The sequence below is a fragment of the Pseudomonas sp. AGC41 genome (assembly GCF_057334555.1).
The window spans coordinates 55,527-60,763 of record NZ_JBHFJB010000116.1; the positions used below are offsets into that span (position 1 = coordinate 55,527).

Genomic DNA, 5,237 nt, shown 5'->3' on the forward strand with positions numbered 1-5,237 from the left:
GTTCGAATCCTTCGAAGAAGAAGCGCCGCCACCGCATTACTGACCGGGGCCGAATGGCAGGCAATAAAAAACCGCGAGCAGCCTGGCTGCATCGCGGTTTTTTTACGCCTGGATCAGCGGCGCGGTAGCGCGGCGATCACATCTTCGGCTTGCAGGCCTTTGTCACGGTGCATGACGGAAAACTCCACGCGCTGGCCTTCGACCAGGACGCGATGGCCTTCGCCACGAATGGCGCGGAAATGCACAAAGATGTCATCGCCGGAATCGCGGGAGATGAAGCCGAACCCCTTGGAGGTGTTGAACCACTTCACGGTACCGGTATCACGGTTGGACATGTCGTAGTTCTGCGGTGCGGCGGCCGGCGACGACTTCTTGTAGAAGCTGACGGCCAGGTGCAGCAACACAGCGAGCAACGCGGCGGCCAGGCTGGAAAGAATGGCGGGTTGGCCGCCGATTTCCGGCATGGGCGCCAGCAGGGTCAGGGTTTGCAAGGCGACGGCCAGCACCAGCAAGGCGCTGACAAGGTTTTGCAGTTGATGACGTGGACCTTTGTTCCAGTAAGGGATGACGGGTGCCAGGGTCAGGTTGAGCAGGCCGAAAAAGGCCAGGTACAGCGCGTCGGGATGTTGCAGGTAAGGTGTGGCTTCGGAACCCAGGCTAGGGATGAAGGACAGCAGCAGGGCAGCTGCGCCCATTAGCAAGTGGACGATTTTCAACATTTTGATTGGCTCACGGTTAAGACAGATCACAAGGAAGAGCTGGTTGGGGACGGTTCGCTCCAGAACAATGAGAGACGTAGGAACACGTACCCGAATCAGCCTATGCGCGACGCCCGGAAAAATAGGCGTAGCGACACACTGCCTATTTAACAGCAAAGCCCCGGCCTTCTCAAACTCGTTACGGGCCCGTGACACGCTGTTCGTCGGCCGAAAAATGCCGGCGGGGCGCTTGAAGACGGTCGGCAAAGGAGCTTGAATTTTCCGCTGCGCCGGAACCCTCCGCCATCCCGGCTTGTCGGTTCAGGAGGGCTGGCGATTAGTCGCAGGCTACAGATGGCGACACCCGCTAGAGTGCAATGGCCGCTGTCGAATTCATCACCGTCAGGAGATCAAACACATGGCAATTGATATCGGTATCAGCGAAGAAGATCGCAAGTCCATCGTCGACGGGCTTTCGCGCCTGTTGTCGGACACCTACGTGCTTTACCTCAAGACCCATAATTTCCATTGGAACGTCACCGGGCCGATGTTCCGGACCCTGCACCTGATGTTCGAGGAGCAGTACAACGAGCTGGCGCTGGCGGTGGACCTGATCGCCGAGCGAATCCGTGCCCTGGGCTTTCCGGCGCCGGGTGCCTACTCGGTGTATGCGCGCCTGTCTTCCATCAAGGAAGAGGAAGGCGTGCCTGGCGCCGAGGACATGATCCGGCAACTGGTCGAAGGCCAGGAGGCGGTGACACGTACGGCCCGCGGAATCTTTCCTTTATTGGACAAGGTCAGCGACGAGCCGACCGCCGACCTGCTGACCCAGCGCATGCAGGTTCATGAAAAAACCGCCTGGATGCTGCGTTCGCTGCTGGACGAGCGGTAAGCCTGAATCGGGCGATGGTGCCGTCATAGGCATCATCGCCTGCGGTCCGGTGTAGGACGGAATCATTCGTCGTCGGGCTACTGTTGTCATCTCCTACGCTGATGGGCAAAAAGTCATCTGGAGCTTGCGCTCGAGTTGAGCTTCCATAGAGCCACAGGCCGGTTGGCCTGACTGAGGCTCGTATGGCAAAGGAGTGTCAACGGTATGATTCAAGGAAAAGCACCCAGGGGCGGTGCAGGCGGGCGCCTCAAGTCCGTCAGCATCGACCCGTTCGTCAGCGGGTTCGATATGCAACTGGCCCGGCCCCTGGCCCGCTCCATCCGGCTTAACGGGTTCGCCACCTGTTTACGCCTTGAGCAGGTTTATTGGGATATTCTCGGCGATATGGCCCAGCTCAATAGTTGCTCCGTCAGTACTTTGCTTTCCCATGTGGATCGGGAGGTGCAGTTGCGTCACGGCGGTGTGCGCAATTTCAGCGGGCTGGTGCGCGTTGTCTGCGTGGTGCACAGCCTGAAGGATATGGGCACCGATCATCGCGAGGCCTAGCCCTCTCACTGCCTGTGCGGTCTTACGGCTGCACAGGCCGCATTTAATGGATATAATCCCGCTCTTTGCCGCAAAGCCCGGGTTTTGCGTGAATAACCTGATTGCCGAGACAACCCCCATGCCGATGTACGACTATCAATGTGCTTCCTGTGGTCATCAGATGGAAGCCATTCAAAAAATCAGCGCGGCACCGCTGGTCGATTGCCCTGCCTGCCAGGCGCCGGAGCTGAAAAAGATGCTGTCCATGCCAGGTTTCCGCCTCGGCGGCACCGGCTGGTATGAAACCGACTTCAAGACCGGTGCCAAGAAGAACCTGGCCGGTGGCGACAAGGCTGACTGAGTTGAACACGCGCGGGTTCTTGCACGGGCAGGGCCTCCAACCGAATTTCGAATTACGAGAAGTGAAACCACTACCATGATGCGCAGCCATTATTGCGGCCAACTGAACGAAAGCCTGGAAGGTCAGGAAGTTACTCTTTGCGGATGGGTTCATCGTCGCCGTGACCATGGCGGGGTGATTTTCCTCGATATCCGTGATCGTGAAGGCCTGGCCCAGGTAGTGTTCGACCCTGATCGCGCGGAAACCTTCGCCACCGCCGACCGCGTGCGCAGCGAATACGTGGTCAAGATCACCGGTAAGGTGCGCCTGCGTCCGGCCGGCGCCGGCAACGCCAACATGGCGTCCGGAATGATCGAAGTGCTCGGCTACGAGCTGGAAGTGCTGAACGAAGCGGAAACCCCGCCGTTCCCACTCAACGAATATTCCGACGTAGGCGAGGAAACCCGCCTGCGCTACCGCTTCATCGACCTGCGTCGCCCGGAAATGGCCGAGAAGCTGCGCCTGCGTTCGCGCATGACCACCAGCATCCGTCGCTACCTCGACGAGAACGGCTTCCTCGACGTCGAGACGCCGATCCTGACCCGTGCCACGCCGGAAGGCGCCCGCGACTACCTGGTGCCGAGCCGCACCCACCCCGGCAGCTTCTTCGCCCTGCCGCAATCGCCACAGCTGTTCAAGCAGTTGCTGATGGTGGCCGGGTTCGACCGCTACTACCAGATCGCCAAGTGCTTCCGCGATGAAGACCTGCGTGCCGACCGTCAGCCTGAATTCACCCAGATCGACATCGAGACCAGCTTCCTCGACGAAAAAGACATCATGGGCCTGACCGAGGGCATGATCCGCAACCTGTTCCGGGAAGTGCTCGGCCTTGAGTTCGGCGAATTCCCGCACATGACCTTCGAAGAGGCCATGCGTCGCTACGGTTCCGACAAGCCTGACCTGCGCAACCCGCTGGAACTGGTGGACGTCGCGGACCAGCTCAAGGAAGTCGAATTCAAGGTCTTCAGTGGTCCGGCCAACGATCCGAAGTGCCGTATCGCCGCCCTGCGCGTTCCGGGCGGCGCCAGCATGCCGCGCAAGCAGATCGACGATTACACCAAGTTCGTCGGCATCTACGGGGCCAAGGGCCTGGCGTACATCAAGGTCAACGAACGCGCCGCGGGTATCGACGGCCTGCAGTCGCCGATCGTCAAGAACATCCCGGAAGCCAACCTCAACGTGATCCTTGATCGCGTGGGCGCGGTCGATGGCGACATCGTGTTCTTTGGCGCCGACAAAGCCAAGATCGTCAGCGAAGCCCTGGGCGCGTTGCGCATCAAGCTGGGTCACGACCTGAAACTGCTGACTTGCGAGTGGGCGCCGATGTGGGTCGTCGACTTCCCGATGTTCGAGGAAAACGACGACGGCAGCTTCTCTGCCTTGCACCACCCGTTCACCGCGCCGAAGTGCTCGCCTGAAGAGTTGGAGGCCAACCCGGCCGGCGCACTGTCCCGTGCCTACGACATGGTCCTCAACGGCACCGAGCTGGGCGGTGGTTCGATCCGTATTCATCGCAAGGAAATGCAACAGGCGGTGTTCCGTCTGCTGGGCATCAGTGAAGCCGAGCAGGAAGAGAAGTTCGGCTTCCTGCTCGACGCTCTGAAGTACGGTGCGCCGCCCCACGGTGGCCTGGCCTTCGGCCTGGACCGCCTGGTGATGCTGATGACCGGCGCCCAGTCGATCCGTGAAGTGATCGCGTTCCCGAAAACCCAGAGCGCGGCCGATGTCATGACCCAGGCTCCGGGCGTGGTGGATGCCAAGGCACTACGCGAGTTGCACATTCGTCTGCGTGAACAGCCAAAGGCTGAGTAAGGCTGACACCTGAGAGGGCGCATCTTCGGATGCGCCTTTTCATTGGGGTCGATATTTCTGATTGTCGGCGACTGCGCGAGCGCAGGGCGGGCAATGTTCCAAAGAGAAACGGAGCGTGTTATGGCAGGTCATTCCAAGTGGGCGAACATCAAGCACCGCAAAGAACGTCAGGATGCCAAGAGGGGCAAGATCTTTACCAAGTGGATCCGTGAGCTAACGGTCGCGGCCCGCCAGGGTGGCGGCGATCCAGGTTCGAATCCGCGCTTGCGCCTCGCGTTGGACAAGGCGCTGGGCGCGAACATGAGTCGCGACATCATCGACCGGGCCATTGCCCGTGGCGCGGGCGCCACCGAGGCCGACAACGTCGAGGAGCTGACCTATGAAGGCTACGGCCCGGGCGGTGTGGCGGTCATGGTCGAGTGCATGACCGACAACCGCAACCGCACCGCTGCGGCGGTGCGTCATGCATTCAGCAAATGCGGTGGCAACCTGGGGACCGACGGTTCGGTGGCTTACCTGTTCGAGCGCAAGGGGCAGATCAGCTTCGCGCCCGGCATCGATGAAGATGCGCTGACCGAAGCGGCGCTGGAAGCCGATGCCGATGACGTGGTCAGCCACGAAGACGGTTCGTTCGACGTGTTTACCTCGTTCGCCAGCTTCTATGCCGTGCGTAATGCCCTCGAAGCTGCCGGTTTCAAACCGGTCGACGCGGAAATCGTCATGCAGCCGACCACCAGTGCCGAGCTTGATCTGGAAGGCGCCGAGAAGGTGCTCAAGCTGATCGACATGCTTGAAGACCTGGACGATGTGCAGAACGTTTATTCCAACGCTGATATCCCTGAATCGGTGGCCGAACAGCTGGGCTGATGGTCTTTATCGAATAGCATGAGTGCCAGGGTGGGGGGGGGGG

The 5,237-nt window shown here is 60.3% G+C and carries 6 protein-coding genes and 1 pseudogene; 6 read left to right on the forward strand and 1 reads right to left on the reverse strand.

What is annotated here, in order from left to right; genetic code table 11:
* A pseudogene (locus tag ACE04F_RS19810) lies at window positions 1–43 on the forward strand (SlyX family protein); the annotation flags it as partial.
* Between the two features lie 70 nt (window positions 44–113).
* Here the strand turns inward: ACE04F_RS19810 and ACE04F_RS19815 are convergent.
* On the reverse strand, window positions 114–719 hold the full coding sequence (locus ACE04F_RS19815) for a cold-shock protein (protein WP_186611670.1): 606 nt from the start codon (window positions 717–719) through the stop codon (window positions 114–116).
* Between the two features lie 397 nt (window positions 720–1,116).
* On the opposite strand from ACE04F_RS19815, the gene ACE04F_RS19820 reads away from it, so the two are divergent.
* The 5 genes from ACE04F_RS19820 to ACE04F_RS19840 all read left to right on the forward strand — a co-directional run bounded on the left by ACE04F_RS19820 (window position 1,117) and on the right by ACE04F_RS19840 (window position 5,194).
* Window positions 1,117–1,590, forward strand: a complete 474-nt coding sequence (locus ACE04F_RS19820; protein WP_305496408.1) for a Dps family protein — start codon at window positions 1,117–1,119, stop codon at window positions 1,588–1,590.
* A gap of 204 nt (window positions 1,591–1,794) precedes the next feature.
* On the forward strand, window positions 1,795–2,136 hold the full coding sequence (locus ACE04F_RS19825) for a ribbon-helix-helix domain-containing protein (RefSeq protein WP_434602954.1): 342 nt from the start codon (window positions 1,795–1,797) through the stop codon (window positions 2,134–2,136).
* A gap of 118 nt (window positions 2,137–2,254) precedes the next feature.
* Window positions 2,255–2,476, forward strand: a complete 222-nt coding sequence (locus tag ACE04F_RS19830; RefSeq protein WP_003178589.1) for an FmdB family zinc ribbon protein — start codon at window positions 2,255–2,257, stop codon at window positions 2,474–2,476.
* A gap of 75 nt (window positions 2,477–2,551) precedes the next feature.
* Window positions 2,552–4,327: an aspartate--tRNA ligase gene (gene aspS, locus ACE04F_RS19835; RefSeq protein WP_305496406.1), complete on the forward strand. Its 1,776-nt coding sequence runs from the start codon at window positions 2,552–2,554 to the stop codon at window positions 4,325–4,327.
* Between the two features lie 120 nt (window positions 4,328–4,447).
* A complete protein-coding gene (locus ACE04F_RS19840; protein ID WP_305496404.1) occupies window positions 4,448–5,194 on the forward strand; it encodes a YebC/PmpR family DNA-binding transcriptional regulator in 747 nt (248 codons plus the stop codon).
* Window positions 5,195–5,237: the final 43 nt, after the last annotated feature.